28 protein-coding genes are annotated in these 26,636 nt (G+C 60.1%); 12 read left to right on the top strand and 16 right to left on the bottom strand.

Annotation, left to right across the window (positions count from 1 at the left end):
• Positions 1-22 precede the first annotated feature (22 nt).
• Positions 23-1,012 (top strand): 2-hydroxyacid dehydrogenase, encoded by a 990-nt coding sequence (locus tag AC1DQM_RS27615; protein WP_086944567.1) that lies wholly within the window; start codon positions 23-25, stop codon positions 1,010-1,012.
• 5 nt (positions 1,013-1,017) lie between these two features.
• Here AC1DQM_RS27615 and AC1DQM_RS27610 read toward each other — a convergent pair whose 3' ends face one another.
• Positions 1,018-1,413 carry a hypothetical protein gene (locus AC1DQM_RS27610; RefSeq protein ID WP_064616511.1) on the bottom strand — a complete coding sequence of 132 codons (396 nt, stop codon included), beginning with the start codon at positions 1,411-1,413 and terminating at the stop codon, positions 1,018-1,020.
• Between the two features lie 134 nt (positions 1,414-1,547).
• Between AC1DQM_RS27610 and AC1DQM_RS27605 the strand changes: the two genes are divergently transcribed.
• Together AC1DQM_RS27605 and AC1DQM_RS27600 are read left to right on the top strand one after the other, a co-directional pair.
• Positions 1,548-1,982, top strand: coding sequence for a hypothetical protein (locus AC1DQM_RS27605; RefSeq protein WP_018926299.1), 435 nt, complete (start codon positions 1,548-1,550; stop codon positions 1,980-1,982).
• The gene (locus AC1DQM_RS27600) at positions 1,982-2,386 is read left to right on the top strand and encodes an META domain-containing protein (protein WP_007937547.1); all 405 of its coding nucleotides are present in this window, start codon (positions 1,982-1,984) and stop codon (positions 2,384-2,386) included. The genes AC1DQM_RS27605 and AC1DQM_RS27600 overlap by 1 nt, the downstream gene beginning before the upstream one ends.
• A 186-nt stretch (positions 2,387-2,572) precedes the next feature.
• Here AC1DQM_RS27600 and AC1DQM_RS27595 read toward each other — a convergent pair whose 3' ends face one another.
• Positions 2,573-3,040 (bottom strand): TlpA family protein disulfide reductase, encoded by a 468-nt coding sequence (locus tag AC1DQM_RS27595; RefSeq protein WP_018926300.1) that lies wholly within the window; start codon positions 3,038-3,040, stop codon positions 2,573-2,575.
• A gap of 114 nt (positions 3,041-3,154) precedes the next feature.
• Between AC1DQM_RS27595 and arsC the strand changes: the two genes are divergently transcribed.
• The 3 genes from arsC to AC1DQM_RS27580 are packed head-to-tail and all read left to right on the top strand — an operon-like array spanning position 3,155 to position 4,528.
• The gene (gene arsC / locus AC1DQM_RS27590; RefSeq protein ID WP_018926301.1) at positions 3,155-3,508 is read left to right on the top strand and encodes an arsenate reductase (glutaredoxin); all 354 of its coding nucleotides are present in this window, start codon (positions 3,155-3,157) and stop codon (positions 3,506-3,508) included.
• The gene (gene wrbA, locus AC1DQM_RS27585; RefSeq protein WP_018926302.1) at positions 3,505-4,110 is read left to right on the top strand and encodes an NAD(P)H:quinone oxidoreductase; all 606 of its coding nucleotides are present in this window, start codon (positions 3,505-3,507) and stop codon (positions 4,108-4,110) included. The genes arsC and wrbA overlap by 4 nt, the downstream gene beginning before the upstream one ends.
• Positions 4,103-4,528 carry a DUF2069 domain-containing protein gene (locus tag AC1DQM_RS27580; RefSeq protein WP_018926303.1) on the top strand — a complete coding sequence of 142 codons (426 nt, stop codon included), beginning with the start codon at positions 4,103-4,105 and terminating at the stop codon, positions 4,526-4,528. Before wrbA ends, AC1DQM_RS27580 begins: the two co-directional genes overlap by 8 nt.
• 50 nt (positions 4,529-4,578) lie before the next feature.
• On the opposite strand, the gene AC1DQM_RS27575 is transcribed toward AC1DQM_RS27580, so the two are convergent.
• Together AC1DQM_RS27575 and ttcA are read right to left on the bottom strand one after the other, a co-directional pair.
• Positions 4,579-5,253, bottom strand: coding sequence for a DNA-3-methyladenine glycosylase I (locus tag AC1DQM_RS27575; protein WP_007937540.1), 675 nt, complete (start codon positions 5,251-5,253; stop codon positions 4,579-4,581).
• Positions 5,254-5,424: 171 nt separating this feature from the next.
• Positions 5,425-6,249, bottom strand: coding sequence for a tRNA 2-thiocytidine(32) synthetase TtcA (gene ttcA, locus AC1DQM_RS27570; protein WP_007937538.1), 825 nt, complete (start codon positions 6,247-6,249; stop codon positions 5,425-5,427).
• A 334-nt stretch (positions 6,250-6,583) separates the two neighbouring features.
• Between ttcA and AC1DQM_RS27565 the strand changes: the two genes are divergently transcribed.
• Positions 6,584-7,186: a Yip1 family protein gene (locus AC1DQM_RS27565; protein ID WP_018926304.1), complete on the top strand. Its 603-nt coding sequence runs from the start codon at positions 6,584-6,586 to the stop codon at positions 7,184-7,186.
• Positions 7,187-7,335: 149 nt separating this feature from the next.
• The gene (locus tag AC1DQM_RS27560; protein ID WP_007937535.1) at positions 7,336-7,830 is read left to right on the top strand and encodes a SprT family zinc-dependent metalloprotease; all 495 of its coding nucleotides are present in this window, start codon (positions 7,336-7,338) and stop codon (positions 7,828-7,830) included.
• Positions 7,831-7,854: 24 nt separating this feature from the next.
• On the opposite strand, the gene AC1DQM_RS27555 is transcribed toward AC1DQM_RS27560, so the two are convergent.
• Positions 7,855-9,036: a CaiB/BaiF CoA transferase family protein gene (locus AC1DQM_RS27555; protein ID WP_442115362.1), complete on the bottom strand. Its 1,182-nt coding sequence runs from the start codon at positions 9,034-9,036 to the stop codon at positions 7,855-7,857.
• A gap of 143 nt (positions 9,037-9,179) precedes the next feature.
• On the bottom strand, positions 9,180-10,514 hold the full coding sequence (locus AC1DQM_RS27550; RefSeq protein WP_111455173.1) for a dicarboxylate/amino acid:cation symporter: 1,335 nt from the start codon (positions 10,512-10,514) through the stop codon (positions 9,180-9,182).
• Positions 10,515-10,851: 337 nt separating this feature from the next.
• Here AC1DQM_RS27550 and AC1DQM_RS27545 point away from each other — a divergent pair, with 337 nt between their 5' ends.
• The gene (locus AC1DQM_RS27545; RefSeq protein WP_018926307.1) at positions 10,852-11,850 is read left to right on the top strand and encodes an AraC family transcriptional regulator; all 999 of its coding nucleotides are present in this window, start codon (positions 10,852-10,854) and stop codon (positions 11,848-11,850) included.
• Between the two features lie 187 nt (positions 11,851-12,037).
• Here the strand turns inward: AC1DQM_RS27545 and AC1DQM_RS27540 are convergent, their stop codons facing one another.
• From AC1DQM_RS27540 to AC1DQM_RS27525, 4 genes are all read right to left on the bottom strand, one after another.
• Complete coding sequence (locus tag AC1DQM_RS27540; protein ID WP_007937528.1) at positions 12,038-12,397, bottom strand: DUF6124 family protein; 360 nt, start codon at positions 12,395-12,397, stop codon at positions 12,038-12,040.
• Positions 12,398-12,839: 442 nt separating this feature from the next.
• Complete coding sequence (locus AC1DQM_RS27535; RefSeq protein ID WP_442115361.1) at positions 12,840-14,186, bottom strand: ATP-binding protein; 1,347 nt, start codon at positions 14,184-14,186, stop codon at positions 12,840-12,842.
• Positions 14,183-14,860 carry a response regulator transcription factor gene (locus tag AC1DQM_RS27530; protein ID WP_064616498.1) on the bottom strand — a complete coding sequence of 226 codons (678 nt, stop codon included), beginning with the start codon at positions 14,858-14,860 and terminating at the stop codon, positions 14,183-14,185. The genes AC1DQM_RS27535 and AC1DQM_RS27530 overlap by 4 nt, the downstream gene beginning before the upstream one ends.
• A gap of 92 nt (positions 14,861-14,952) precedes the next feature.
• Positions 14,953-15,555, bottom strand: coding sequence for a hypothetical protein (locus AC1DQM_RS27525; protein WP_442115360.1), 603 nt, complete (start codon positions 15,553-15,555; stop codon positions 14,953-14,955).
• Between the two features lie 147 nt (positions 15,556-15,702).
• Here AC1DQM_RS27525 and AC1DQM_RS27520 point away from each other — a divergent pair, with 147 nt between their 5' ends.
• Together AC1DQM_RS27520 and AC1DQM_RS27515 are read left to right on the top strand one after the other, a co-directional pair.
• Positions 15,703-16,494, top strand: coding sequence for a dienelactone hydrolase family protein (locus AC1DQM_RS27520; protein WP_064616494.1), 792 nt, complete (start codon positions 15,703-15,705; stop codon positions 16,492-16,494).
• 198 nt (positions 16,495-16,692) lie between these two features.
• Entirely contained in the window at positions 16,693-17,418 is a 726-nt protein-coding gene (locus AC1DQM_RS27515) for a 4'-phosphopantetheinyl transferase family protein (protein ID WP_442115359.1), read from the top strand.
• 23 nt (positions 17,419-17,441) lie between these two features.
• Here AC1DQM_RS27515 and AC1DQM_RS27510 read toward each other — a convergent pair whose 3' ends face one another.
• Both AC1DQM_RS27510 and AC1DQM_RS27505 read right to left on the bottom strand, forming a co-directional pair.
• The gene (locus tag AC1DQM_RS27510) at positions 17,442-19,052 is read right to left on the bottom strand and encodes an ATP-binding protein (protein ID WP_086944558.1); all 1,611 of its coding nucleotides are present in this window, start codon (positions 19,050-19,052) and stop codon (positions 17,442-17,444) included.
• Positions 19,049-19,762: a response regulator gene (locus AC1DQM_RS27505; RefSeq protein ID WP_018926317.1), complete on the bottom strand. Its 714-nt coding sequence runs from the start codon at positions 19,760-19,762 to the stop codon at positions 19,049-19,051. Before AC1DQM_RS27505 ends, AC1DQM_RS27510 begins: the two co-directional genes overlap by 4 nt.
• 738 nt (positions 19,763-20,500) lie before the next feature.
• On the opposite strand from AC1DQM_RS27505, the gene AC1DQM_RS27500 reads away from it, so the two are divergent.
• Complete coding sequence (locus tag AC1DQM_RS27500; RefSeq protein ID WP_018926318.1) at positions 20,501-23,395, top strand: ribonucleoside-diphosphate reductase subunit alpha; 2,895 nt, start codon at positions 20,501-20,503, stop codon at positions 23,393-23,395.
• A 202-nt stretch (positions 23,396-23,597) separates the two neighbouring features.
• Here the strand turns inward: AC1DQM_RS27500 and flgE are convergent, their stop codons facing one another.
• The 4 genes from flgE to flgB are packed head-to-tail and all read right to left on the bottom strand — an operon-like array spanning position 23,598 to position 26,536.
• On the bottom strand, positions 23,598-24,911 hold the full coding sequence (flgE, locus tag AC1DQM_RS27495) for a flagellar hook protein FlgE (RefSeq protein ID WP_064616487.1): 1,314 nt from the start codon (positions 24,909-24,911) through the stop codon (positions 23,598-23,600).
• A gap of 31 nt (positions 24,912-24,942) precedes the next feature.
• Complete coding sequence (flgD, locus tag AC1DQM_RS27490) at positions 24,943-25,665, bottom strand: flagellar hook assembly protein FlgD (RefSeq protein WP_064616485.1); 723 nt, start codon at positions 25,663-25,665, stop codon at positions 24,943-24,945.
• Positions 25,666-25,681: 16 nt separating this feature from the next.
• Positions 25,682-26,125, bottom strand: a complete 444-nt coding sequence (gene flgC / locus AC1DQM_RS27485; RefSeq protein ID WP_007937507.1) for a flagellar basal body rod protein FlgC — start codon at positions 26,123-26,125, stop codon at positions 25,682-25,684.
• A gap of 3 nt (positions 26,126-26,128) precedes the next feature.
• Positions 26,129-26,536, bottom strand: a complete 408-nt coding sequence (flgB, locus tag AC1DQM_RS27480; RefSeq protein ID WP_007937506.1) for a flagellar basal body rod protein FlgB — start codon at positions 26,534-26,536, stop codon at positions 26,129-26,131.
• Between the last annotated feature and the right edge of the window lie 100 nt (positions 26,537-26,636).

Raw genomic sequence — 26,636 nt, 5'->3', positions numbered from 1 at the left:
TTGAGACTTCCAGGAGGACAGCATGCGCACGATTCTTTTCAGCAGCCAGACCTACGACCGTGAGAGTTTTCTCGCCGCCGTCCTGCCCGCCGGCATCGAACTGCATTTCCAGCCGGCACGACTGAGCCTCGACACGGCGGCGCTGGCCGAGCATCACGAGGTGGTCTGCGCCTTCATCAACGATGACCTCAGCGCCCCGGTGCTTGAACGCCTGGCAGCAGGCGGCACACGCCTGATCGCCCTGCGCTCGGCCGGTTACAACCATGTCGACCTCGCGGCGGCGAAGCACCTGGGGCTGACGGTTGTGCGGGTCCCGGCGTACTCGCCCCACGCCGTAGCCGAACACGCGGTGGCGTTGATCCTGGCGCTCAACCGCCGTCTGCACCGCGCCTACAACCGTACCCGCGAGGGCGATTTCAGCCTGCACGGGTTGACCGGTTTCGACCTGGTGAACAAGACCGTCGGTGTGGTCGGCACCGGGCAGATCGGCGCGACCTTTGCGAAGATCATGCACGGCTTCGGCTGCCAATTGCTGGCCTATGACCCCTATCCGAACCCACAGGTCGAAGCCCTCGGCGCGCGCTACCTGAGCTTGCCGCAACTGCTGGCCGAGTCTCAGATCATCAGCCTGCATTGCCCGCTCAACGAGCAGAGCAAACATTTGATCAACCGCGAGTCACTGGCGCACATGCAGCCCGGCGCGATGTTGATCAACACCGGGCGTGGCGGTCTGGTGGACACGCCGGCGCTGATCGACGCATTGAAAAACGGCCAATTGGGCTATCTGGGACTCGATGTCTATGAAGAGGAGGCGCAGTTGTTCTTCGAGGACCGCTCCGACCTGCCACTGCAAGACGATGTGCTGGCGCGCCTGCTGACCTTTCCAAACGTGATCATCACCGCACACCAGGCCTTCCTCACTCGCGAAGCCCTGGGTGCGATTGCCGCGACTACTTTGCAGAACATCGCGGCCTGGGTGGCCGGTTCGCCACACAATCAGGTCGAGCGCTGAACGGCTCAGGCCTTGGACAAGAGGATCATCAGGCCCAGCCAGCCGAAGCCCAGCAAGCGCTGCCCCAGCGAATGCCCGCGACGCAGCAGGAACCAGACAAAAAACGGCGGCAGAAAGAAAATCATCAGTTTCAGCCAGAGTTCCACCGGACGCGGTCCATTGAGCACCGGTGCCGGGACCTCAGCCTGGATTTCGGTTTTTCGTTTACGCCCGAAGGCGGCCGGGGTCACCCGAGGCACACTCTCATTGCTCGGCAAACGCCCGAAAGAAAGCGGTGCTTCCACAGGCGCTGCCGTCGAAGTAGCCGCGTGCACCGTTGCCGCAGGCGCACCGCAATGAATGCAAGCAGGCGCCGTGGAGCTGATGCGTTGCTTGCACTCGTAACATTCGATCAACGCCATTTCTGTTCCTTAGAGATGCAAAAGTGGCAGTTTGCCATGGATTAGCAGGCAATTTGAACCTGATCGAAGGTCACATGCCCACGCCATGCTGTGCTGATGCCCGTGCTAGCATATCGCGCATATTTGGAGGACCCATGGTCGAACACGATTTCCGCTACAGCCTGATGAACCCGCAACACACCCTCACCGAATGCCGCGCCCTGGTGCCGGGGCGTTATCAAGTCACCGGCAACGGTGGCTCGATTCGTAACAACGACGTGCTGGTAGTGACCCTCAAAGGCAGCAAGGACTTGTCCATGCGCCTGACCGTCGAAACGGTTCGCCACCTGATCAACCCGCCCGGCCAATGGGTCGCGGTGGCCAGTGGTCCGGTGTTCGGCGAACTGGCGATCCACACCTGGAAAGTCAACTGCGACAGCTGCGCCAAAGAGCTGAGCTTCGAGTTCGCGGTCGACGCCAAGCTGGGCAACAAGGCTGAAAAACCGGCCGCCACCGCACGGATTGCCGAGCTGGGCTGGACCGCAGCCGGCGAAAAACACCTGTGCCCGAAGTGCCAGGAGCCTGCGTGATGAAACGCCTTGCTCTGACCACGATGGTCGGTGCCAGCCTGCTGGGCTGCGCCGCCGAGCCGGTAAAGTTGCAACAGAACCGCAGTTACATTCTGGAGTGGATCGGCGAACGTCCGCTGATGGACTACAGCCACCTGACCATCACGCTCGGTGACGACGGTCGGGCCTACGGTAACGGCGGCTGCAACCACTGGTTCGCGCCGTATTCCCTGGAAGGTGAAAAGCTCAGCTTCGGCAAGATCGGCAGTACCCGCAAACTCTGCGCGCCGGCGTTGATGGAGCAGGAAAAACGCTTCCTGCAGGCGCTGGAAAACGTCCAGCGCTGGGACGTCTCACCGATTGACCAGATGCGCTTCTGGCCGGCCGAAGGCAAGCCATTGCGTTGGTGGCTTGAAGAGGGGTGATTGCCCCTCGGTTGTAGCCAAGTGACTTGTGGCGAGGGGGCTTGCCCCCGTTCGGCTGCGCAGCAGTCGCAAAACGTACACGCGCAATGTCTGATGAAACGAGGTTTCAGGGTTTAGGGCTGCTTCGCAGCCCAACGGGGGCAAGCCCCCTCGCCACAAAGCTCCCTCGCCACAGGCGGTGCTTGGTCAGTTGGTCGCCTGCAACGCCTCAAGCTTCGCCATCACCCCCGCCGCCGTCTGCTCGCCCATCAACTGTTCCCGCACCTTGCCCTTGTTATCAATGATGTAAGTCACTGGCAGCGCTTCACTGCGCGGCAATTCGAAAAGGTCGGCCGGATCCTGGGCCAGCACGGTGAACTTGATCCCCAGTTTCTCACTGGCGCCTTTGAGCTCTTCGCCCTGCACATTGTCGAAGTTGACCCCGAACACGCCGATCTTCTTGCCCTGGAGCTGCTCGGCCAACACATTCAGCTGTGGGATTTCGGTCCGGCACGGGCTGCACCACTCGGCCCAGTAATTGAGCACCAGCCATTGTTTATCCAGACGCTCGGCGGCGACCTTGTGACCATTCTGGTCGATGCCATAGTCGTTGCCACAGCCCCCCAGCAATAACGCCCCCATGATCGCCAATGCTGCTGCCAGTCGCCTTGTCATGTCTCAATCCTTGTCAAAAATAGAATGCACCTGCGACCCATCGCCTCCCAAGGTTCTGGATTACGCGCCGCACAGTTAGAATAGCCGCCACTTTACGCAAGAAGCGACCCGCACATGACCGATCTGACGCTTTATCACAACCCGCGCTGCTCGAAATCCCGCGGTGCGCTCGAACTCATCGAAGCCCGTGGCCTGACGCCAACGGTCGTCCGCTACCTGGAAACACCACTGGACGCCGCGCAAATCCAGAGCCTGTTGAGCAAACTCGGCATCAGCGCCCGGCAATTGCTGCGCACCGGCGAGGACGAGTACAAAACCCTCAACCTGGCCGACAGCAGCTTGAGCGAAGCGCAATTGATCGCCGCCATCGCCGCACACCCGAAACTCATGGAGCGGCCGATTCTCGAAGTCGGCGACAAAGCCATCATCGGCCGTCCGCCGGAGAATGTACTGGAGTTGCTGCCGTGAGCGCGCCGTACATTCTGGTGCTGTATTACAGCCGCAGCGGCTCGACCAATGAAATGGCCCGGCAGATTGCCCGCGGTGTCGAGCAGGCCGGCCTTGAAGCCAGGTTGCGCACGGTGCCGGCGATCTCCACTGAATGCGAAGCCGTGGCGCCGGACATTCCCGATGAAGGCGCGCTGTACGCCAGCCTCGACGATTTGAAGAACTGCGCCGGCCTGGCCCTGGGCAGCCCGACCCGCTTCGGCAACATGGCCGCACCGCTGAAATACTTCCTCGACGGCACCAGCAACCTGTGGCTGACCGGCGCCCTGGTGGGCAAACCGGCCGGAGTCTTCACCTCGACCGCCAGCCTGCACGGCGGCCAGGAAACCACACTGCTGTCGATGATGCTGCCGTTGCTGCACCACGGCATGTTGATCACCGGCCTGCCTTACAGTGAATCGGCGCTGCTGGAAACCCGTGGCGGCGGCACGCCTTACGGCGCCAGTCATCACGCCGGGGCCGATGGCAAAAGCGGTTTGAACGAACATGAAGTCGCATTGTGCCGTGCCTTGGGCCTGCGCCTGGCGAAGACTGCGCAGAAACTGGAGAGCCATCGTGGCTAAGAAGCCTAAGGTGTTGCCTGCCATCGAATGGCTCGAACCGCGTGTACGGGCGATGCGCGTCATCAGCCTGCTGTGCTTTTTCGGCCTGGCGGGGCTGCTTTGCGCCTACTACCTGGTGTTCGCCGACCTGCATGGCGCGCGGCCGTGGGTGATTCTGCTGATCGAACTGGTGCCGCTGCTGTTGCTGGCCCCGGGAATGATCGTCGGCAGTGCCCGTGGGCATTCGTGGATGTGTTTTGTGGTGAATCTGTATTTCATCAAGGGCGCATTGGCCGCCTATGACCCGAACCGGCAGCTGTTCGGTTTGCTGGAGATGGGCGCGAGCCTGGCTGTGTTCTGCTCGGCGATGCTGTATGTGCGGTGGCGGTATCAGTTGAACCGCAAGTTGGCGGGGGAAGGCGAGATTGCCCCCGCCTGATAGCCCCGCGGTGATCGTTCCTACGCTCTGCGTGGGAATGATCATCTTCGTCAGTGGTTAACGGTATACGCCAGCATCATCGAAATCTGGCTCATCGGCCGTCCACCACTCTCTTCGTGCCATTGGTTGAACGCATTCTGCACCGTGGCCAGGTCGCGCAAACTGCTCGGCACCTTGTCGATGATCTGCTGTGCATTCAGCGCTGCCACCACGTCGTAGCTCGGCACGAAGGTGTCCTTGCCGACCATCCGCAAGAATCGCGGTGCGGATAACCCGCCCAACTGATGGCCGTGTTTTTTCAGGTAGGTCCACAAGCCGACGATATCGGTTACCGGCCAGTCGGCGATCAACGCACCGAAACTACCCTTCTCATGGGCCACGTCCAGAATGAACTGCGCATTTCGCGGCACACTCTTGAGCTTGCCCAGGTGGCGGATGATTCGCGCGTCCTGCATCAAGCGCTCCAGATGTTCGGCGCTCATCAGCACGACTTTTTCCGGGTCGAACTTGAAGAACACTTCTTCGAACGCCGGCCACTTGGCATCCACCAGGCTGTGCTTGAGCCCGGCACGGAATACCCGCAATGCCATGGTCGAGAGGTAGCGGTCGTCGCTGATCTTGCGCAATTGCGCCGGGGTCTTGGGAACCGGCAGATGGGCTTCCAGTTCAGCCGCCGAACCGAAGCGGTTCAGACAGTATTCGTGCAGCCACTTGTAATCGCGCATGCCCTCTCCTATGGGATGAAACGGATCTATGGGAGCCCCGTGGTGAGGGGGCTTGCCCCCGTTTGAGTGCGTAGCACTCACAAAATATTTGGTGCATCCGCAATTTGGGCCGCTTCGCAGCCTAACGGGGGGGCAAGCCCCCTCACCACAGGCTCGCTCCCACAATTTTGTTCAGAGGTTCACTACGTTGACGAACCGCGATGCGGCGCTTTCGTCGATACGCAGGTTGGTGAAGTCGAACAGGTTGCGGTCCGCCAGTTGCGACGGGATCACGTTCTGCAGGCTGCGGAAAATGCTCTCGGTGCGGCCCGGGGTCTTGCGTTCCCACTCCTGCAGCATCTCTTTAACCACCTGGCGTTGCAGGTTTTCCTGGGAGCCGCAGAGGTTGCACGGGATGATCGGGAATTGCTTGAGGTCCGAGTAGGCCTGGATGTCTTTTTCGTTGCAGTAGGCCAGCGGGCGAATCACCACGTTGCGCCCGTCGTCGGCGCGCAGCTTTGGCGGCATGGCCTTGAGCGAACCGTTGAAGAACATGTTCAGGAAGAACGTCTCGACGATGTCGTCACGGTGGTGACCGAGGGCCATTTTGGTCGCGCCGATTTCGTCGGCAAAGGTGTACAGCGTGCCGCGACGCAGGCGCGAGCACAGCGAGCAAGTGGTCTTGCCTTCCGGGATCAGCTCCTTGACCACCGAGTAGGTGTCTTTCTCGACGATGTGGTACTCGATGCCCAGTTCTTTGAGGTAAGCCGGCAGCACGTGCTCGGGGAAGCCTGGCTGCTTCTGGTCCATGTTCACGGCGACGATCTCGAACTTGATCGGGGCGACTTTCTGCAAATGCATCAGCACGTCGAGCATGGTGTAGCTGTCCTTGCCACCGGACAGGCAGACCATGACCTTGTCGCCGTCTTCAATCATGTTGAAATCGGCAACAGCCTCACCGGCCTGGCGGCGCAGGCGCTTTTGCAGTTTGTTCTGGTTGACCGTAAGAGTGCCCATGACGCGAAATCCGTGAGGTGTGACGAAAGGCCGGCATTTTACGCAAAAACCCTTCAAGGGCGAAGAGCCCTGACGGATCGTACGAGATCCAGGTGCATATCCGCGATCTTCGGTCATTTCAGCACCACCGAGGATCAAAATCTCAAGACACTTCCGCGATTAACGGTGTGCTTTACAGCGCGATTTGCTCTAAAGCCCTCGCACTATTGCAAGTAACTCCTTTCTATACTGCGACATAAGGTCGCATGCGTATTCAGACCTGTTCTTACCTGGCCACTTTGGCCTGTAAGCGCTCCGCTGGGGGGCGATGGCAACAACAAGAGGAGTGACTGGCATGATCCATCACGTAGTGGGACTCTTTACCCACCCTGACCAGGAATGGAAAGAAATCCGTGGCGACGAGGAAGAAAGCATCAGCCACATGTACCTGACGCACACCCTGATTCTGGCGGCGATCCCTGCCATATCGGCGTTTATCGGCACTACGCAAGTCGGCTGGGTCATCGGTAACCGAGCGCCGGTCATGCTGACTATGGAAAGCGCGCTATGGATGACCATCATGTCGTACCTGGCAATGCTCGGCGGTGTCGCGGTGATGGGCGCCTTCATTCACTGGATGGCCCGTACCTATGACGCCAACCCGAGCCTGGCGCGCTGTATCGCATTCGCCACGTACACCGCCACCCCACTGTTCGTCGGCGGCCTGGCGGCGCTGTACCCGCACTTGTGGCTGGGGATGATCGTCGGCACCGCGGCTGTCTGCTACACGGTGTACCTGCTGTATGTAGGGCTACCAACGTTCATGAACATTCCATCGGACGAAGGCTTCCTGTTTTCGAGCTCGGTGCTCGCCGTAGGACTGGTGGTGCTGGTAGCCATCATGGCGTTTACCGTGATTGTCTGGGGCCTTGGCGTGGGACCGGTCTATACCAACTGACAAACAAGCGCCGACATAAAAAACACGTTCCGCCACTACAGGCCGCCGCAAGGCGGCCTTCTAATGCGAGCAACGACCATTCGGCGCCTGAGCGATTCGCAAGCCCTCGGGGTTGCGGCATACTCGACATCCTTGGAGATCCATCAAGCATGCCCGAGCAACTCAATACCCGCGTCGAAGACTGTTTCCTGCAAGCCGAATCCTTTTTCAAACGACCTTTCAAACGCCCCGTGGTGAGCCTCAAGCTGCGCGGGCAAAAAGCCGGTGTCGCGCATTTGCACGAGAACCTGCTGCGCTTCAACCCGCAGCTGTACCGGGAAAACACCGAAGACTTCCTCAAGCAGACCGTGGCGCACGAAGTCGCGCACCTGATCGCCCATCAACTGTTCGGCGACCGCATCCAGCCCCACGGCGAAGAGTGGCAACTGATCATGCGCGGCGTCTACGAACTGCCGCCCAACCGCTGCCACACCTATGACGTCAAACGTCGCAGCGTGACCCGCTACATCTACAAATGCCCCTGCGCCGACAGCGATTTCCCGTTTTCGGCCCAGCGTCATAGCCTGGTACGTCAGGGGCGGCGGTATTTGTGCCGGCGCTGTCGCAGTACGTTGGTGTTCAGCGGGGAAATGCGGGTCGAATAAGTTGAGCTTCGGCCGGGACAGACGCTAGATAACTACCTTGGCCCGCCGCAGCGCTTCAATCCGCTCAACACTAAACCCCAGTTCACCCAACACCTGATCCGTATGCTGCCCCAGCCGGGCGCCGATGTGCCGTGGCTCAGGCAACCCCGCTGAAAACTTCAACGGACAGGCCATCTGCGCCTGGGTCGAGCCATCGCCCCGCGGCACCTCAGCCACCAGTTCCCGCGCCTGCAACTGCGGATGCCCGACCGCTTCGCCCAGGCTCAACACCGGCTCGACACACGCATCGGCCCCGGCAAATAGCTCACACAGCCAGGCAAAGTCGTGTTTTTCGAATTCAATGTTCAGCGCATCCTTGAGCGCCCGTTGCCGGGCGGGGTCGGACGACAGTCCCTCGGCCGCCAGTTCCGGACGGCCCAGCACCGTGCACAGTTGCTGCATGAACCCCGGTTCCAGACTGCCCACCGACAACCAGCGGCCATCGCGCGACCGGTAGTAATCGTAGAAGCTGCCGCCGTTGAGCATCTGGTCTTCCCTGCCCGGCTCAACGCCGCAGGCCAGGTAGCCGGCACCGGCCATGGCGTTCAGGCTGAAGGCGCAGTCAGTCATGCTCACATCCAGATGCTGTCCCTGCCCGGTCTGCTGCCGCGCGATCACCGCTGCCAGCAGCCCGATCACCCCGTGCAACGAACCGCCCGCTACATCTGCCACCTGCATACCCAACGGCAACGGGCCGCTGTCGGCGCGGCCGGTGTAGCTCGAAAGGCCCGCCAGCGCCAGGTAGTTGATGTCGTGGCCGGCGCGGTCCTTGTAAGGGCCGGTCTGGCCGTAGCCGGTGATCGACACATAAATCAACCGTGGATTGATCGCCTTCAAGGCTTCATACCCCAGGCCCAGCCGTTCCATCACGCCAGGGCGGAACTGCTCCAGCACAATGTCGTAGTCCGCAAGCAATTGCTTGATCACCTCCAGCGCCTCGGGCTGCTTGAGGTCCAGCGCCAGGCTGCGCTTGTTGCGATTGAGGTAGGCGTGGCTGGCCGACACCCCCTGATCATGGGGCGGCAGCACCCGCAGCAAATCCGTGCGGGTCGGCGATTCGATGCGCAGCACCTCGGCGCCCATGTCCGCCAACAGCAACGAGGCGAACGGCCCCGGCAGCAATGTCGAGAAATCCAGAACCTTGAGTGATGCCAGTGGACCGAGCATGAGCGTTCTCCAGTGCAGTCCCCCAAGCCTAGGCAGCCCGGGACATTGCAGCAATCACCTTATGTGCCAGTGACACTGACCGTTACGCTCAAATCGCAGGCAACAAAAAACCCGCCGAAGCGGGTTTTTCATTACAACAAGGCTTACTTGGCGTTCGTCGGGGTTGCCCCTTCGACGTGGCCCAAAACATCATCTTTAGGCTCGTCGGCAATGCCGCGACCGCCCGAGGCCAGCTCGGATTGCAGCACGTCGGTGTCCAGTTCCTTGACCCACTTGGCCACAACAATGGTGGCAACCGCGTTACCGATCAGGTTGGTCAACGCGCGGGCTTCGGACATGAAACGGTCGATACCCAGGATCAGCGCGAGGCCGGCAACCGGCAGGTGGCCAACAGCGGACAAGGTAGCGGCCAGTACGATGAAGCCACTACCGGTCACGCCAGCAGCGCCTTTGGAGGACAGCAGCAACACCACCAGCAGAGTGATCTGGTGAGTGATGTCCATGTGGGTGTCGGTGGCCTGAGCAATGAACACTGCCGCCATGGTCAGGTAGATCGCCGTACCGTCGAGGTTGAACGAGTAGCCGGTCGGGATCACCAGACCTACCACGGATTTCTGCGCACCCAGACGCTCCATTTTGATCAGCATGCGTGGCAGTACCGACTCCGAAGAGGAAGTACCCAGTACGATCAGCAGTTCTTCACGGATGTAGCGGATCACTTTCAGCACGCTGAAGCCATGAGCGCGAGCAATACCACCCAGCACCACCAGAATGAACAGCAGGCAGGTGATGTAGAAGCAGGCCATCAACTGACCGAGTTGCACCAGCGAGCCCACACCGTAGGCACCGATGGTGAACGCCATGGCGCCCAAGGCACCGAGTGGCGCGAGCTTCATGATCATGTTGATGATGTTGAACATCACGTGGGCGAAGCGATCGATGAAGTCCAGGATCGGCTTGCCGTAGGCACCCAGGCGATGCAGGGCGAAACCGAAGATCACCGAGAACATCAGCACTTGCAGGATATCGCCCGTGGCGAACGCACCAATGATGGTGGTCGGGATCACATTCAGCAGGAAGCCAACGACGCTTTGATCCGCACCGGCAGCCACGTAGGTTGCGATTTTGGAGGCATCCAGCGTGGTGACATCGATGTGCATGCCGTTACCCGGCTGCACAATGTTGACCACCACCAGACCGACCAGCAGTGCAATGGTCGAAACGATCTCGAAGTAGAGCAGCGCGTAACCGCCGGTCTTGCCGACCGACTTCATGTTCTGCATGCCCGCGATACCGCTGACGACGGTGCAGAAAATGATGGGAGCGATGATCATTTTGATCAGTTTGATGAACCCGTCACCCAACGGCTTGAGGGCTACACCGGTCTGCGGGTAGAAGTGACCGAGCAGGATGCCGATGGCGATGGCAACGATCACCTGGAAATACAGGGATTTGTACAGTGGCTGACGAGTCGTCATTGCAAAGTTCCTCAAGAGCGCCCGGTGACAACATCCATCTGTTGCCCAAGACACTTCAATTGCGAACCCTCCTGCACTGGAGGGATTTGTTTTGTCGAGCTGCGCAACGGCAGGCATCTGCTGGTTGTATCGCAAGGCCCGTGCCACATTCGCCAAAAAGCCTGCGAGCCTTTTGACATCAAGGGTTACAGGTTTCTTTTGGTCACCAACCAGTTACCACCATGTGGCGGATTTCCGCCAACCCACCTGACCTCGTCCTGCAATTTGGCGGATATCCGCCTTGTTCATCGTCGATGGGCACCGCTACCATCCATTGCTCAGTGGACGGACCTGCCCCATGCGTGAACGCACCATCGCCAGCCATTTCGCCCGTGCCGCCCTCGGCGGCGCGCGCCGACGTGGCTACGACTATTCGAGCCTGCTGCAGCAACTGGGGATCAGCCCCGAGTTGCTTGAAGAACCGCGCGCCCGAATCGCGCCTGAACAGTTCACCCGCTTGATCCAGGGATTGTGGCTGGCCCTGGACGACGAATACCTGGGCTTCGGGCAGGCCCCGAGCAAACCCGGCAGCTTCGCGATGATGTGCCACGCGGTGATCCACTGCCGCACGCTGGAGAAAGCACTCAATCGCGGCCTGTTGTTTTACAGCCTGTTTCCCGGGGCGCCGCGTCTGACCCTGAGCCGCGAAGGCGAGATGATTCGCCTGAGTCTCGACGATTCGCCGCTGTGGGACCCGGACCACTTCCTCAGCGAAAGCCTGCTGGTGATCTGGCATCGGTTCGGCAGCTGGCTGATCGGCCAACGCATTCGTCTGGAACACGCCACATTCAGTTACCCGAGGCCCGAGCACGGGGCCGAATACGACTTGCTGTTTTCCTGCCCGCTAACGTTCGATACTACTCAGAGTAGCCTGCTGTTCCACAGCCGCTACCTGAACATGCCGCTGTTGCAGGACGAACGAACCCTCAAGCACTTTCTCGAGCGCTCCCCCGCCGACCTGCTGTCACGCCCCGACGAAGGCGACAGCCTGAGCAGCCAATTGCGGCGCTTGCTCAGCCGCGACAGTGCACGCTGGCCGGACCTGGAAGCAGTGGCGGCGCACCTGCACATCAGCCCGCAAACCTTGCGTCGGCATTTGCGTGAGGAAGGCACGAGTTTTCAGGAATTGAAGGATCAGTTACGCCGGGACATCGCGATTTATCACCTGGGGCGGGCGGATCTATCGTTGCAACAGATTGCCGAGCAGTTGGGGTTTTCAGAGCCTTCGGCGTTTCACCGGGCGTTCAAGAAGTGGACGGGGTTGACGCCGGGGGCTTATCGGGCGCAGGAGAACTGATTTCACAACTTTGCAGGCAGCCATGCTGTAGTGGCGAGGGAGCTTGCTCCCGCTGGGTTGCGAAGCGCCCCCAAAATCTGCAACCGCAGGTTTCAGGTACACCGCATACACCGGTTTTGCGACAGCTGCGCAGCCGAACGGGGGCAAGCCCCCTCGCCACAACAAGCCCCTTTGCCACAGATCCTCGCTAGCCCTGCGGATCAAGGTTATCCAGCACCCGGTTGACGGCCAGCTCACCGAGCATGACCACCGATTGAATCCCCAACATCATGTTGCGATGGGGCATGTCCATCAGCCCGGCGAATTCACTGAGCATCACGCTCGCTGACGCCAGGGATTCGCAGGCGTTGACCAGCAGGGTTTCGTTATCGACCTTCGCACCGACATGGTAAATGGTGCTGGGTTTGCGCTTGGTGTCTTTGGGAGTGGGTGGTTTGAGGTAGTGGTCGAGGGCGCGGTCGGCGGCTTCGTGGAGTTTTTTGGAATCGAGGGATTCGTAGGGGGATGTTGGATCGGTTTCCGGTGGGTTCGGTGTGATCTTGAACATATGACGCTCCTAGAGTGATGGAGCCGCTACATATCGCTGCTAAACGAAAAAGAGGTGGCGGCTGTACGCGGGTTAGCAGACCAGGACTCTAGAACCCGGCGCACCGAAGTGCCCCACGCAAAGCCGCCATAACATAAACGGTTAACGTTATACGTCTAGAGATGACCCGGGCTGCTAAACCCGATCGCTGATTGGTCAGCGACCCGGAAACGATATAGGCCGGCCTCAAGGCGCACTAGCCGGCGGATTCTGGCGTAGTCGTAGGCAGCGGCGCAAGGATGTGTAGGTTGGGTGAGTTTCTGGAAGTGTCGTTTAAACATCGCCGTTTAAGATCAAAAGATCGCAGCCTCGTTGCACTCGACAGCTCCTACAGGTGGACGCAAATCCCTGTAGGAGCTGTCGAGTGCAACGAGGCTGCGATCTTTTCGGCCAAGCCCCTACATCAAACCACCGGAAAATGAATCCGGAACGCCGCGCCGCCCATCGGCGAATCCCCCAGCGTCAGCTTGGCGCTGTAGCTTTCGATGATGTCCTTGACCACCGCCAAGCCAATCCCCTGCCCCGGATGCTGGCGGTCCAGCCGCTCGCCGCGCTCGAGAATCCGTGCGCGTTGGTCCGGTGGTACGCCGGGGCCATCGTCTTCAATGCAAAGCTCAATGCCACTGAGGGTTTCGCGCACACTGATGCGTACTTCGTTCAGGCACAGGCGATAGGCGTTTTCCAGCAGGTTGCCCATCATTTCCAGCAAGGCGCCCTGCTCGATCGGTACGTAGCACTGATCCGGCAGATCGAAGGCGACCCGCACGCGTTTGTCGCGGTAGACCTTGTCCAGGGTGTCGCAGAGGCTTTGCAGCACCGGGCGTAAGCGTACCTGATGGCGCACCAGACCACTTTTGCGCAGGCTGGCCCGTTGCAGTTGATAGCTGATCTGCTGGCTCATGCGTTCGATCTGGGTTTGCAGCACCCAGGCCTGATCGCGCTCTTGCGGCTTTTGCGCCATGTCTTCGCTGACCCCTTGCAACACCGCCAGCGGAGTTTTCAGGCTGTGGGCCAGGTCGTCGAGGGAGTCGCGGTAACGGCTGCGCTGTTCACGCTCGCTGTGCAGCAAACGGTTGAGCGAGCCGGTCAGGCGCAGCAGTTCGCGCGGGTGTTGTTCGCTGAGGCTTTCGCGGGTGCCGCTTTCGATCTGGTCCAGCTCCTGGCTCAGCCGGCTCAACGCCTGCAAGCCCCAGGTCAGGCCGACCCAGAGCAAGACGAGCAACACCAGTAACGCGGCACCGAAGCCCAGGTAGAGGTTTTCCCGCAGGCCTTCGAGGGTGACTTCGTATTCGCGCACCGGTTGCAGCGCGACGATGCTGAACGCCGCGCTTTTGCCGCCGAGCAGCTTGACCTCGACGTCATAGACGAAAAACTCTTCACCATTGGCCTCGCGAATCCTCGCGAACTCGTTCCCGCGCCCGTCGTAACGCGGCTTGTAGTTGATGTTCTCTTCCTGGGTGGCCCTCGAGCGCCAGACCAGGTGACCTTCGCGGTCATAGATGTAGCCGAGCAAACGGCTGTCGGTGAGGTTGAAACGCTCATCGGGTAACTGCGCCGGCATCTGCAAGCGGTTGTTATCCACCCGGGCGGCGGAGATCAGCGTGGTGACGTCCGACGCCAGGCGCTGCTCGATGGAGTCCTGCAACGCCAGGCTGAACGCGCCCTGCATCGCCGGCAGTAACGCCAGCATGAACAACACCGCCAGGGTGGTGGCGGCGAGCATCAAGCGGACACGAAGGGAACGAATCAAGTGCAGCGCTCATTGAACAGGTAGCCGAGGCCACGCACGGTATCGATCGGCTTGAACCCGGCCGGGCCTTCGAGTTTGCGACGCAAGCGGCCGACCAGCACTTCGATCACATTCGGATCGCGCTCGTCGTCATCCGGATAGAGTTGCTCCATCAAGCGGTCCTTGGCCACCACTTGCTGGTGATGGCGCATCAGGTATTCGAGGATCCGGTATTCGTAGGCGGTCAGCGCCAGCGGCTGGTCATCGAGGGACGCCTGTTTGCGATTGAGATCCAGCACCAAGGGACCGGCGACGATGGTCGACTGGGTGAAACCGCTGGAGCGACGCAGCAAGGCATTGAGCCGGGCGTCCAGCTCTTCGAACTGGAACGGCTTGACCACGTAGTCGTCGGCACCGGCGGCGAGGCCTTCGACCTTGTCTTGCCAGTTGCCGCGCGCGGTGAGGATCAGGATCGGAAACGTCTTGCCCTGGGAGCGCAGCTGACGAATCAGGTCGAGCCCGCCCATGCCCGGCAAACCGAGGTCGATCACCGCCAGGTCATGGTTGAACTGCTCGGCCTGATGCAACGCATCGATGGCGTTGGCCACGGCCTCGACCACGTGGCCGCTGTCCGTCAAACGGGTCTGCAGGTGATGGCGCAACAGCGCTTCATCTTCGACAACCAGCAATTTCATAAGGCTCTCCGGGGCAAATCAACATCTCCAAAGGTCAGTCAAGCCTGCTCCCACAGGTTGCGAGGCTTAACTGACTGGCAACCAAACGCTGTTTAGAAAGCGTAGTTGGCGGACAAGTACGTCTGGGCGCTGCTGGTCAAGTCCAGCGACCCCTGTTTGCTGCCGCCGCGCTCGCTCATCTCGGTGCTGGCGTTGCTACGCAGGTAACGGTAACCCAGCTCGACCGAGGTGTTTTGCGAAACTTGCTGCAACACGCCGAGCTGGCCGCCAATGGCGTAACCGATGTCGCTGTCGCGGCTGAAGCCTGGCGATTCCTGGGTCATTTTGGTCAAACCGGCTGTGGCACCGCCGAACAGTTTGGTGCTGCCACCCACTGGGTAAAACAGATCGTAGCTGCCCAGCAGGTTTTCCTGACGCAGTTTAATGCCATTATGCGAGCCCGACACGTTGTCGTAAGTGGCGTAGTAGCGGCCCTGGCTGTCTTGCTGGCCCACACGCAAACCCCAGGTGTTGTCCTTGCCGATCACTCCGTCGGCGTTCGGGTGGTTGAGGTTGTCGTTCAGGGCACTGGATTTTTTAATCTTGTCGCTGGTCTGGCCAAAGGTCAGCCCGGCAAAATTGGTGGTGTCGGCGTGGGCGGCAACACTGGCGCCCATCACGGTGAAAGCCAGCAGCAGCTTTTTCAAAGTAGTCATTGGGGAATTTCCTCATGCGCTATGTGCTTTTTGGGTACGGGGCAAGGTTACTGACCTCACCCTGTACAGCCCCTGAACGCACTCTGAACCTGAGCTGAATCAAATCGACTACGCTTTCTTGACGTTTGTTTATAAGGAGATTCAGCCATGCGTGTGTTGCTCGCCCTTGTATTACTGGCCGTGAGCGGGGTCAGCCAGGCCGCCATCAAGACCCAGGAAATTCCCTATCAGAGTGCCGATGGCACCAAGCTGATTGGCTATTACGCCTACGACGACGCCATTAAAGGTCCGCGTCCGGGTGTGGTGGTGGTACATGAATGGTGGGGGCTCAACGACTACGCCAAGCGGCGCGCACGCGATCTGGCGGGTCTGGGCTACAGCGCACTGGCGATCGACATGTATGGCGACGGCAAGAACACCGAACACCCCAAGGACGCCATGGCGTTCATGCAAGCCGCGACAAAGGACAGCGCAGCAGCCAGCGCGCGGTTTCAGGCCGGGCTCGATTTGCTGAAGAAACAGCCACAGACCGATCCGGCCAAACTGGCGGCCATCGGCTATTGCTTCGGCGGCGCAGTGGTGCTGAATGCCGCTCGTCAGGGCTTGCCGCTGGCGGGCGTGGTGAGTTTCCACGGTGCACTGGCGACCAATACGCCGGCGGTGCCTGGCAGTGTGAAGGCGAAAATCCTGGTGGAGCATGGCGCCCTGGACAGCATGGTCACAGCGGAAAACGTGACGGCGTTCAAGGCGGAAATGGACAAGGCCGGTGCCGACTATAAATTTGTCAGCCTCGAAGGCGCCAAGCATGGCTTCAGCAACCCTGATGCGGATCGTCTGAGCCATGGCGATCATGGCGGGCCGGACATTGGTTACAACAAGGCCGCCGATGAGAAGTCGTGGGCGGACATGCAGGCGTTTTTCAAGAAGATCTTTGGCTGATCAGATAGACCTCTGTGGCGAGGGGGCTTGCCCCCGTTGGGCTGCGAAGCAGCCCCAAAACCTGCAATCGCATGTCGACAGACACACCACGTTGACCGGGTTTACGACTGCTTCGCAGCCGAACGGGGGCAAGCCCCCTCGCCACAAAAGCCCTGCTGCCACTACCCAGCCATTGAGCTAAACGGCAAAATGCCCGTCATGAATCCCGTCCCCGCCCTACCCGCCTGCTGCACCCCGCTCGACGCCCATTGGCCGCTGCCGTTTGCGCTGCCCGATACGGTCCTGCTGGGCACTCACTTCGATACCAGGCAACTGGCCAGCGATGATTTCCAGCGCAGCGCCATCGAGCCGCCCGCGAGCATCCAGCGTTCGGTGGCCAAGCGTCAGGCCGAGTTTCTTGCCGGGCGGATTTGCGCTCGGGCCGCGTTGCAACAGCTGGAAGGGCTGAGCTTCATTCCGGCCATTGGTGAAGACCGCGCACCGGTGTGGCCAGCGCATATCACCGGTTCGATCACCCACAGCACCGGCCGGGCCGCGGCGATTGTCGCGAACAAGGCCCATTGGCGCGGTTTGGGGATGGACCTGGAAAATCTGCTCGACGCAGAACGGGCCGAACGCCTGGCCGGAGAGATTCTCACCGGGCCTGAGTTGCAGCGCATGGCCGCCGGGGCTCGCGATCAGTTGGCGATGGTGGTGACGCTGACGTTTTCGGTGAAGGAAAGCCTGTTCAAGGCGCTCTACCCGATCGTCCAAAAGCGCTTCTATTTCGAACACGCCGAAGTGCTGGAGTGGAGCGAGGGCGGTGAAGTGCGGTTGCGGTTGCTGACCGACCTGTCCAGTGAGTGGCGCAGCGGCACCGAACTGGACGCGCAGTTTGCGGTGATGGATGGGCAGTTGTTGAGTCTGGTCAGTATCAAGGCCTGAAGCCCCCTGTCACGTGCCCAACCTCAACGCCGTTCCTGATTCCTCGGCCAGCTCAAACTGAAACACGCCCCGCCCAGGCTTTTGCTCTTGCTGATCAGCGCTCGCCCGTCGTGCCAATGGATGATCCGCCGCACAATCGACAACCCCAGCCCATGCCCACCCGAGGCACGGGTGCGGCTGTCGTCGAGGCGCAGGAACGGGGTGAAGATTTTCTCCCACGCGGTTTCCGGCACGCCCGGCCCGTCATCCTCGACATCCACCCGACAGCGCTGCTGACCCACCTGATAGCTGACGGTCACCCGTGAATGGGCATGGCGCATGGCGTTGCTCACCAGGTTCTGCAACGCCCGGTGCAGGTAACGCGGCTCGGCCTCGACCCAGGCGCCGTCGCAATCGGCGGCCGACAGGCACAAGCCGCGCTGTACCGTGACCTCGGCGCGCAACGGTGCCAACTCCTCGATCACCTGATTGACCAACGCATCCAGATCGATCCGCTGGAAATTCAGCGCCGGCGAGCCCTGCTCCAGCCGCGCATAGGTGAGCATCTCGTCGACCAGCCGATCGAGGTCCTCAATGTCGTGGTCCATGCCCTCGCGGTATTTCTCCAGCGCCTCAGGCGTGGTGGCCGAGCCGATCATCTCCAGGCCAAAACGCAGGCGCGCCACTGGTGTGCGCAATTCGTGGGACACGGCACGCACCAGTTCTCGCTGAATCGCCAACAATTGCTGCAAGTGCTCGGCCATGCCGTTGAACGCCGAGGCCAGCCGCCCCACCGAGTCGGCGCCACGGGCCGGTACGCGGGTTTCCAGGCTGCCCTTGGCAATTCGCGTGGCGGCGGCTTCCAGACCGCGCAAACGACGCTCCAGTTGCCGCACCAACAGATAGACAATCAAACCGATCAGGCTCAGGCCAAGGGCCGCGATCAGCACCAGCCACTCGGGCGGGTAAGGATTCATCTGATACAGCGGGCCGATTTCCAACACCCACGGCGTACCGACCATGCCGGCAAACACCCGGATCGAATCGCCGCCCTTGCCCAACGCCATCACCGTGTCGCCTTCTGACACGCGGCGGCTCTGGTCTTCGTCCATGTCGGCCTCATCAACCGTCACCAGCCGCAGATCGAAGCCGAAACCCTTATCTTCCTTTAACTGCTCCAGACGCTTGGGCTGCTCGGCCACCGGGTAGCGCACCAGTTCATCGGCCAGCAGGTAGATGGTCGCCCGCGCCAGTTGCTCGCTGATCTGCTGGACTTCACCGGTGAGCACCAACTGCTCCTTTTCGCTGACCAGGCGATAAACCTTCGCCGCATGCGGACCGGTCTGCTCCACCAGGGCCTGGCCGTGCAACACGCGGGTGCGCTGGGTCAGGTCGAGGTCGGTCTGGGGGAACGTCTTCAGCGCCAGCGGAATCCCGAGCAAGCGCTCCCACAACAGCAACGCCCGATGGCGCTCGGTTTCGTTCATCGGTTGCAGGTTATCGGCCATCAGCGAGAAGGTGCCGTGGGCCAGGCGCTCGCGGTACTGCTCGCTGCGCACCTGGTTAAGCAGGTGCAACGCCAGCACGCCGAGTACGGCCACCAGAATCAGCGCCGCGCACATGCCGCCATAAATACGCAGGAAGATCGAGTTCACAGGGTGCAGGCTTCCGGCACGAACAAATAGCCTTTGCTGCGGACGGTCTTGATCAGCCGCGGATGGTCCGGGTCATCGCCGATCTTGGGGCGGATGCGCGAGATGCGCACGTCGATCGAGCGGTCCTGGCCGTCATAACCGATACCGCGCAGCGCGGTGAATATTTCTTCGCGGGACAGAATACGCCCGGCATTGGCCACCAGCAGCCAGAGCAGATCGAACTCGGCACTGGTCAATTCGATGCCTTTGTCATGCAGCCAGGCTTCGCGCAATGCGTTGTCCACCACCAATGGGCCGAACTGCAGGCGTCGGAGTTTTTCCGGGGCCACCTCCGGGGCTTCGCTGCGGCGCAGCAGGGCTTGAATACGCGCGAGTAACAAACGTGGACGCACCGGTTTGCAGACGTAGTCGTCGGCGCCCAGGTCCAGGCCAAGAATCTGATCGGTGTCATCGGTGCGCGCGGTGAGCATGAGGATCGGCCCGTCATAGCGGTCGCGAATCTTGCGGCAAATGCTCAAGCCATCTTCGCCGGGGAGCATCAGGTCGAGAATCACCAGGTCCGGTTTCTCCTTGATGATGCGTGCTGCGGCCAGGGCGCCATTACCCTCGATCGATACTCGCAGGCCATTGGCTTCCAGGTAATCGCGGGTCAGTTCGGCCAGACGCTGGTCGTCCTCGACAATCAATACCTGCCAGGCTTCTTGCTCCACGATGACCTCTGCTTGCCAACACCATCAATAAGGAAGGATCCACCCGTCTTTTTGTAATGATTGGGGAGGATAAGAATGCATCTGCATGGGCCGATTGTATAAACGCCACACGTCTGGAACACAAGCCGGTAAATGCGTTCGGACACAACGGTTTTTTGTGATAGGGTTCGCGCCCTTAAAAATCCGGATGACTGTTTTCTGTCGCTGAAAATCAGTGAAAAATGGTCGGCTCCAGCTAGGTCGCGGCCTACACGCCCGTTCCCTCTTTCACACACAATTTACGCACAGGTTTATCCACAGGTAGTACGTTGCAACACCCTCCAAAACGCATTATCTTGTACCTCGGCGCAAAAAAAACCCTACATGTAGGGTTTTACGCCAAAAACCAAACACAAACCGGACACCGATTTCAAGCGCTTTTATTGCCTCTTTCCGGTTGAACCAAACGTATTTTCGAAAGACCAAACCGCGTGTGCGGATGGCTACTGTTTTTAAGCCCGAAACGGCGATAACGGTACGGGTGTTGCAGTCATTTACTGCCACTCAAAACGGAATTCGGTTTCAGGCCCAAGACGTGACACCAAAGACTTCGGCATGGAAGCGGCGCCCAATAGCCCCCTTCCTGATCTGTCCCGAAGTTGGTATGCCCGGCCCTCGCCGGTTGTAGTGCTTCAGGACAGAACGGTGGGCACCGTGATGGTGCCCAAACAAACATAGAGAATGTGGAGACAACCCCCCATGCAAACCGACACAACTCGCGAGAACCCGCAAGGCACCTTGCCGCAGGCCGCCGATTCGAATTCGGATCTGTCCGCCACCGCGCCTGGCCAACTGCGCGTGATCAAGCGTAACGGCACTGTCGTCCCTTACACCGATGACAAGATCACCGTCGCCATCACCAAAGCGTTTCTCGCAGTTGAGGGCGGCACCGCTGCCGCTTCGTCGCGAATCCACGACACCGTTGCCCGCCTGACCGAACAAGTCACCGCGACTTTCAAGCGTCGCATGCCTTCGGGCGGCACCATCCACATCGAAGAAATCCAGGACCAGGTCGAACTGGCCCTGATGCGTGCCGGCGAGCAGAAAGTCGCCCGCGACTATGTGATCTACCGTGACTCCCGCGCCAAAGAGCGCGCAGCGCACTCCCCTGCCGAAGAAGCCGTCAACGCTCACCCATCGATCCGCATCACCCGCGCCGATGGCAGCCTCGCACCGCTGGACATGGGTCGCCTGAACACCATCGTCACCGAAGCGTGCGAAGGCCTGGAAGAAGTCGACGGCGAGCTGATCCAGCGCGAAACCCTGAAAAACCTGTACGACGGCGTGGCCCTGACCGACGTCAACACCGCCCTGGTGATGACCGCCCGTACGCTGGTCGAGCGTGAGCCGAACTACTCGTTCGTGACCGCCCGCCTGCTGATGGACACCCTGCGTGCCGAAGGCCTGGGCTTCCTCGGTGTCGCCGACAGCGCGACCCACCACGAAATGGTCGACCTGTATGCCAAGGCACTGCCTGCGTACATCGCCAAAGGTATCGAATTCGAATTGCTGAACCCGGTTCTGGCGTCCTTCGACCTGGAAAAACTCGGCAAGGCGATCAACCACGAGCGCGATCAGCAGTTCACGTACCTGGGCCTGCAAACCCTGTACGACCGTTACTTCATTCACAAGGACGGTATCCGCTTCGAACTGCCACAGATTTTCTTCATGCGCGTGGCCATGGGCCTGGCGATCGAAGAGAAGCAGAAAGAAGACCGTGCGATCGAGTTCTACAACCTGTTGTCGTCCTTCGACTACATGTCCTCGACCCCGACCCTGTTCAACGCCGGTACCCTGCGTCCACAGCTGTCGAGCTGCTACCTGACCACCGTGCCGGATGACCTGTCGGGCATCTACCACGCGATCCACGACAACGCCATGTTGTCGAAATTCGCAGGCGGCCTGGGCAACGACTGGACCCCGGTTCGGGCGCTGGGTTCGTACATCAAGGGCACCAACGGCAAATCCCAGGGCGTCGTGCCGTTCCTGAAAGTGGTGAACGACACCGCCGTCGCCGTTAACCAGGGTGGCAAGCGCAAAGGCGCTGTCTGTGCCTACCTGGAAACCTGGCACATGGACATCGAAGAGTTCATCGAACTGCGCAAGAACACCGGTGATGACCGTCGTCGTACCCACGACATGAACACCGCCAACTGGATCCCTGACCTGTTCATGAAGCGTGTCTTCGATGACGGCAAGTGGACCCTGTTCTCGCCGTCCGAAGTACCGGACCTGCACGACCTGACCGGCAAGGCCTTCGAAGAGCGTTACGAGTACTACGAAGCCCTGACCGAGTACCCGGGCAAGGTCAAGCTGTTCAAGACCATCCAGGCCAAAGACCTGTGGCGCAAAATGCTGTCCATGCTGTTTGAAACCGGCCACCCATGGCTGACCTTCAAAGACCCCTGCAACCTGCGCAGCCCGCAGCAGCACGTGGGCGTGGTCCACAGCTCGAACCTGTGCACCGAGATCACCTTGAACACCAACAAGGACGAGATCGCCGTTTGCAACCTGGGCTCGATCAACCTGCCGAACCACATCGTCGACGGCAAGCTGGACACCGCCAAGCTGCAACGCACCGTGAACACCGCCGTGCGCATGCTCGATAACGTGATCGACATCAACTACTACTCGGTGCCGCAAGCGAAGAACTCCAACTTCAAGCACCGTCCGGTCGGTCTGGGCATCATGGGCTTCCAGGACGCTCTGTACCTGCAGCACATCCCTTACGGTTCCGACGCTGCCGTCGAATTCGCCGACAAGTCGATGGAAGCGGTCAGCTACTACGCGATCCAGGCTTCCTGCGACCTGGCTGACGAGCGTGGCGCCTACGAGACGTTCCAGGGTTCGCTGTGGTCCAAAGGCATCCTGCCGCTGGATTCGCAACAGATCCTGATCGAGCAGCGTGGCCAGAAGTACATCGACGTTGACCTGAACGAAACCCTGGACTGGGCACCGGTTCGCGCCCGTGTGCAGAAAGGCATTCGTAACTCCAACATCATGGCCATCGCACCGACCGCAACCATCGCCAACATCACCGGCGTGTCGCAGTCGATCGAACCGACCTACCAGAACCTCTATGTGAAATCGAACCTGTCGGGCGAATTCACCGTGATCAACCCGTACCTGGTTCGCGACCTGAAGGCTCGCGGCCTGTGGGACTCGGTCATGATCAACGACCTGAAGTACTACGACGGTTCGGTGCAGCAGATCGAGCGCATCCCGCAAGAACTCAAAGAGCTCTACGCGACGGCCTTCGAAGTGGACACCAAGTGGATCGTCGACGCCGCCAGCCGTCGTCAGAAGTGGATCGACCAGGCTCAGTCGCTGAACCTGTACATCGCCGGCGCTTCGGGCAAAAAACTGGACGTGACCTACCGCATGGCCTGGTACCGTGGTCTGAAAACCACTTACTACCTCCGTGCCCTGGCCGCAACCAGCACCGAGAAGTCGACCATCAACACCGGTAAGCTGAACGCTGTTTCCAGCGGCGGCAACCACGGTGACGACTCGGTCCTGGCAGCCCCAGCCGGTCCAGCTCCAGTGCCGAAGGCCTGCGCCATCGACGAGCCGGATTGCGAAGCTTGCCAATAAGCTGAGCCGGTAGGCGCTCCAGGGCGCTTACCTGAAACCCCCGATGAGCCTCTGGCTGGTCGGGGGTTTTCTTTTGCCTCAAGGAAAGTAGTACCCCGCGAAGAGGCCCTCACCAATGACAAAAAGCCCCAATGCTTAACAAATATCCCGGCCATAAAAAAACCCCTCTCGCGAGGGGCTTTTTATGCAGCGACACCCAGCATCAGGTCATCTGAATGATGGTCTGCATGATGGTGCTCTGGGTGGAGATGGTCTTGGCGTTCGCCTGGTAGTTGCTCTGCGCCTTGATCAAATCAACCAGTTCGTTGGTCAGGTTGACGTTGGACTCTTCCAGCGAGTTGGACACGACCGAACCCAGGGTACCGGTCTTCGGCGCATCGACACCGGCCACACCAGAGGCGAAAGTTTCTTTCCAGCGCGTACCGCCAATTGGCTGCAAGCCTTGCTCGTTGGCGAAGCTCGCCACAGCCACCTGGCCGATGGCCTTGGTTTGCTGGTTGCTGAAGTTGGCGGTCATGACGCCGCTGGCGTCGATGGTCAGGCTGGAGATCTGGCCGGTGGCGTAGCCGTCCTGGTATTGGGCGGTACGGGCGGTTGGCGAGTTGTAAGAAGTGGTCAGCGCCATGTTGAACGCGATACCGCCAGTGGCAGCGACGGAACCGTTCGGCCCCCAAGTCACAGGAATCGTTGCGGCGTTGGTAATGGCACCTGGCACCCAACCGGTCATGGTCAACGTGTTGCCAGTCTGGGTCCAGCCGGCACCCGCCGTCAGCGTGTTAATGCTGCCGTCGGAGTTGAAAGTGATGTCAGCGGTGATCGGCACTGGAGGCGTGGTTGCAGGGTTGGCCGGGGAGCGACCGTCCATGTAGGTATAGACACGCCAGGCATTGGTACCCGTCTTCACGTAGTACTGATCCATGGTGTGCTCGTTACCCTGGCTGTCGTAAACCTTGGTGGAGATGGTCTTGTTATAGCTGTTGGTATCGGTCGGGCTGAACGGGGCCACGGTCGGCGTGGTTTCCGCCGAGTTCAGGTTCATCGTCTGATCAACCTTGGTAGTCGGATTCGGCTTCAGGCTCGAGGTGTCGATCTTCAAGTCAGTCAACACACCGTTGATGATCTTGCCATTGGAATCGACGCCATACCCCTGCAAACGGTTGCCGTTGTTATCGACCACAAAGTTTTGAGCATCGGTCTTGAACGCACCGGCACGGGTGTAGCTCAGGGAACCGTTGTCGCTGAGGATGAAGAAGCCGTTGCCCTGAATGCCCATGTCCAGCACGTTGCCGGTGTTGTTCACATCACCCTGGCTGAACTGCTGGGAAACGTTGGCCAGGCGCACGCCGTTACCGATGGTCTTGCTGCCGGTACCCAGGCGAGTGGCCGAGTACACGTCTTCGAATTCTGCACGGGACGATTTGAAACCGGTGGTCGCGACGTTGGCGATGTTGTTGCCGGTCACGTCCAGTTGTTTGTTGGCTGCATAGAGACCGCTAAGGCCGATATTGAAAGACATATTCCACTCCTTTGTGCCGTGTTAGTCGGCTCTATAGACCAATGGTTTGCACTTTGGACAGGGCAACGCTGCCCTGGCCTGCCAGGTTCAGCATCAGCTCACCGCCGGTCTGGCTGATGGTCACGCTGTTGACGGTTGCCGGCAGGTAAGTAACCAGTGAGGTCGCTTTGCCGTCGTAGGTTGCGCTGGCAGAGAAGGAGTACGTGCCGGCCGCGGCGACTGCTCCGGCATCGTTTTTGCCGTCCCAGATGAAACTGGCGTTGCCAGCGCTCTGGCTGCCCATGTCGATGGTGCGGATGGTCTTGCCTTCGGCGTCACTGATTTTGAGCGTAACCGGGTTCGCCGACGCCGGCAGCACAACCGTACCGTTGAGGTTCTTGGAGGTGTCGACCACGGCTTTGCCGGTCTGCGCGATGACCGAACGGCCCACCAGCGAAGAAGCCTGCAGAGCTTGCGACGAGTTGTAGTTGCTGGCAATGCCGCTGACGGTGTCGTTCAGCGTGGTGATGCCTTCCAGACTACTGAACTGCGCCAACTGGGCTACGAACGCGCTGTTGTCCTGAGGATCGAGCGGGTTCTGGTTTTTCAGCTGGGTGACCAGCAGTTGCAGGAACGCATCCTTGCCCAATGCCTTGCTGCCGGTGGCACTGCTGGTCGCCGCGGAAAGACCATCACTGGTGGTCGTGGTCTTGACCGAAGAGTTGGCCAGGACATCCTTGAGGCTTACGCCGCTGGTGGTATCGGTAACACTCATCGAAAGTCGCCCCTTATCACTGACCGAGGGTCAGGACCTTCTGCATCATGGTTTTGGCGGTGTTCATCATTTCGGCGTTGGTCTGGAACGAACGGCTTGCGGAAATCATGTCGGCCATTTCTTCGACGACGTTGACGTTCGGGTAGTAGACGTAGCCCTTGGCATCGGCGGCCGGATGATTCGGCTCGTAGCGCGCTTCAAGGTTGCTCTGGTCTTCGACCACACCCAGCACTTGCACGCCTTGACCGGCCGCGTCCTGGTTCTGAAACAGCGAATCGCTGCCGCCGCTCTGGCCGCCCTGGAACATGGTGGCGAACACCGGGTGACGGGCGCGGTAGGTCTGGTCGATGCTCGACGAAACGGTCTCGGCGTTGGCGATGTTACTGGCAACGGTGTTCAAGCGAGTGGTCTGGGCACTCATGCCGCTACCGGCAATGTTGAAAACACTGGACAGGGACATGAATTACTCTCCGCGCAGGGCTGACACCAGCCCTTTGAATTTACTGTTGAGCAGGGTGAAGCTGGCCTGGAAGTTGACCGCGTTTTCCGCGTAGTTCGACTGTTCCAGTTGGGCGTCCACGGTGTTCTGGTCGATCGACGGTTGCATCGGCGTGCGATACATCAGCGACTCGTCGCCATTGCCCAGGCCTTCAGCTTCGATGTGACGGCTGTTGGTCATGCTCAAGGCGAACTTGCCGTTTTTGGTTTTCTCGTTCTGCTCGGCGAGCACTTTCGAGAAGTCCAGATCCCGAGCCTTGTAGTTCGGGGTGTCGGCGTTGGCGATGTTGTTGGCCAGGACTTCAGCACGCTGAGCGCGGAAGCCCAGGGCTTGTTCGTGGATACCGAGCGCTTTATCGAAGCTGATGCTCATGTCGGGAAACCTTCGGGTGACCTGATTTTTCGTAACGTGAACATAGCAAGCGGCGTGCCAATTCAAAAAAGCCCGTAAACCGGGGCTTTGCGAGCAGTAA

This window comes from Pseudomonas sp. 01L34, assembly GCF_056400265.1.
This window is presented reverse-complemented; position numbering and strand designations above follow the sequence as displayed.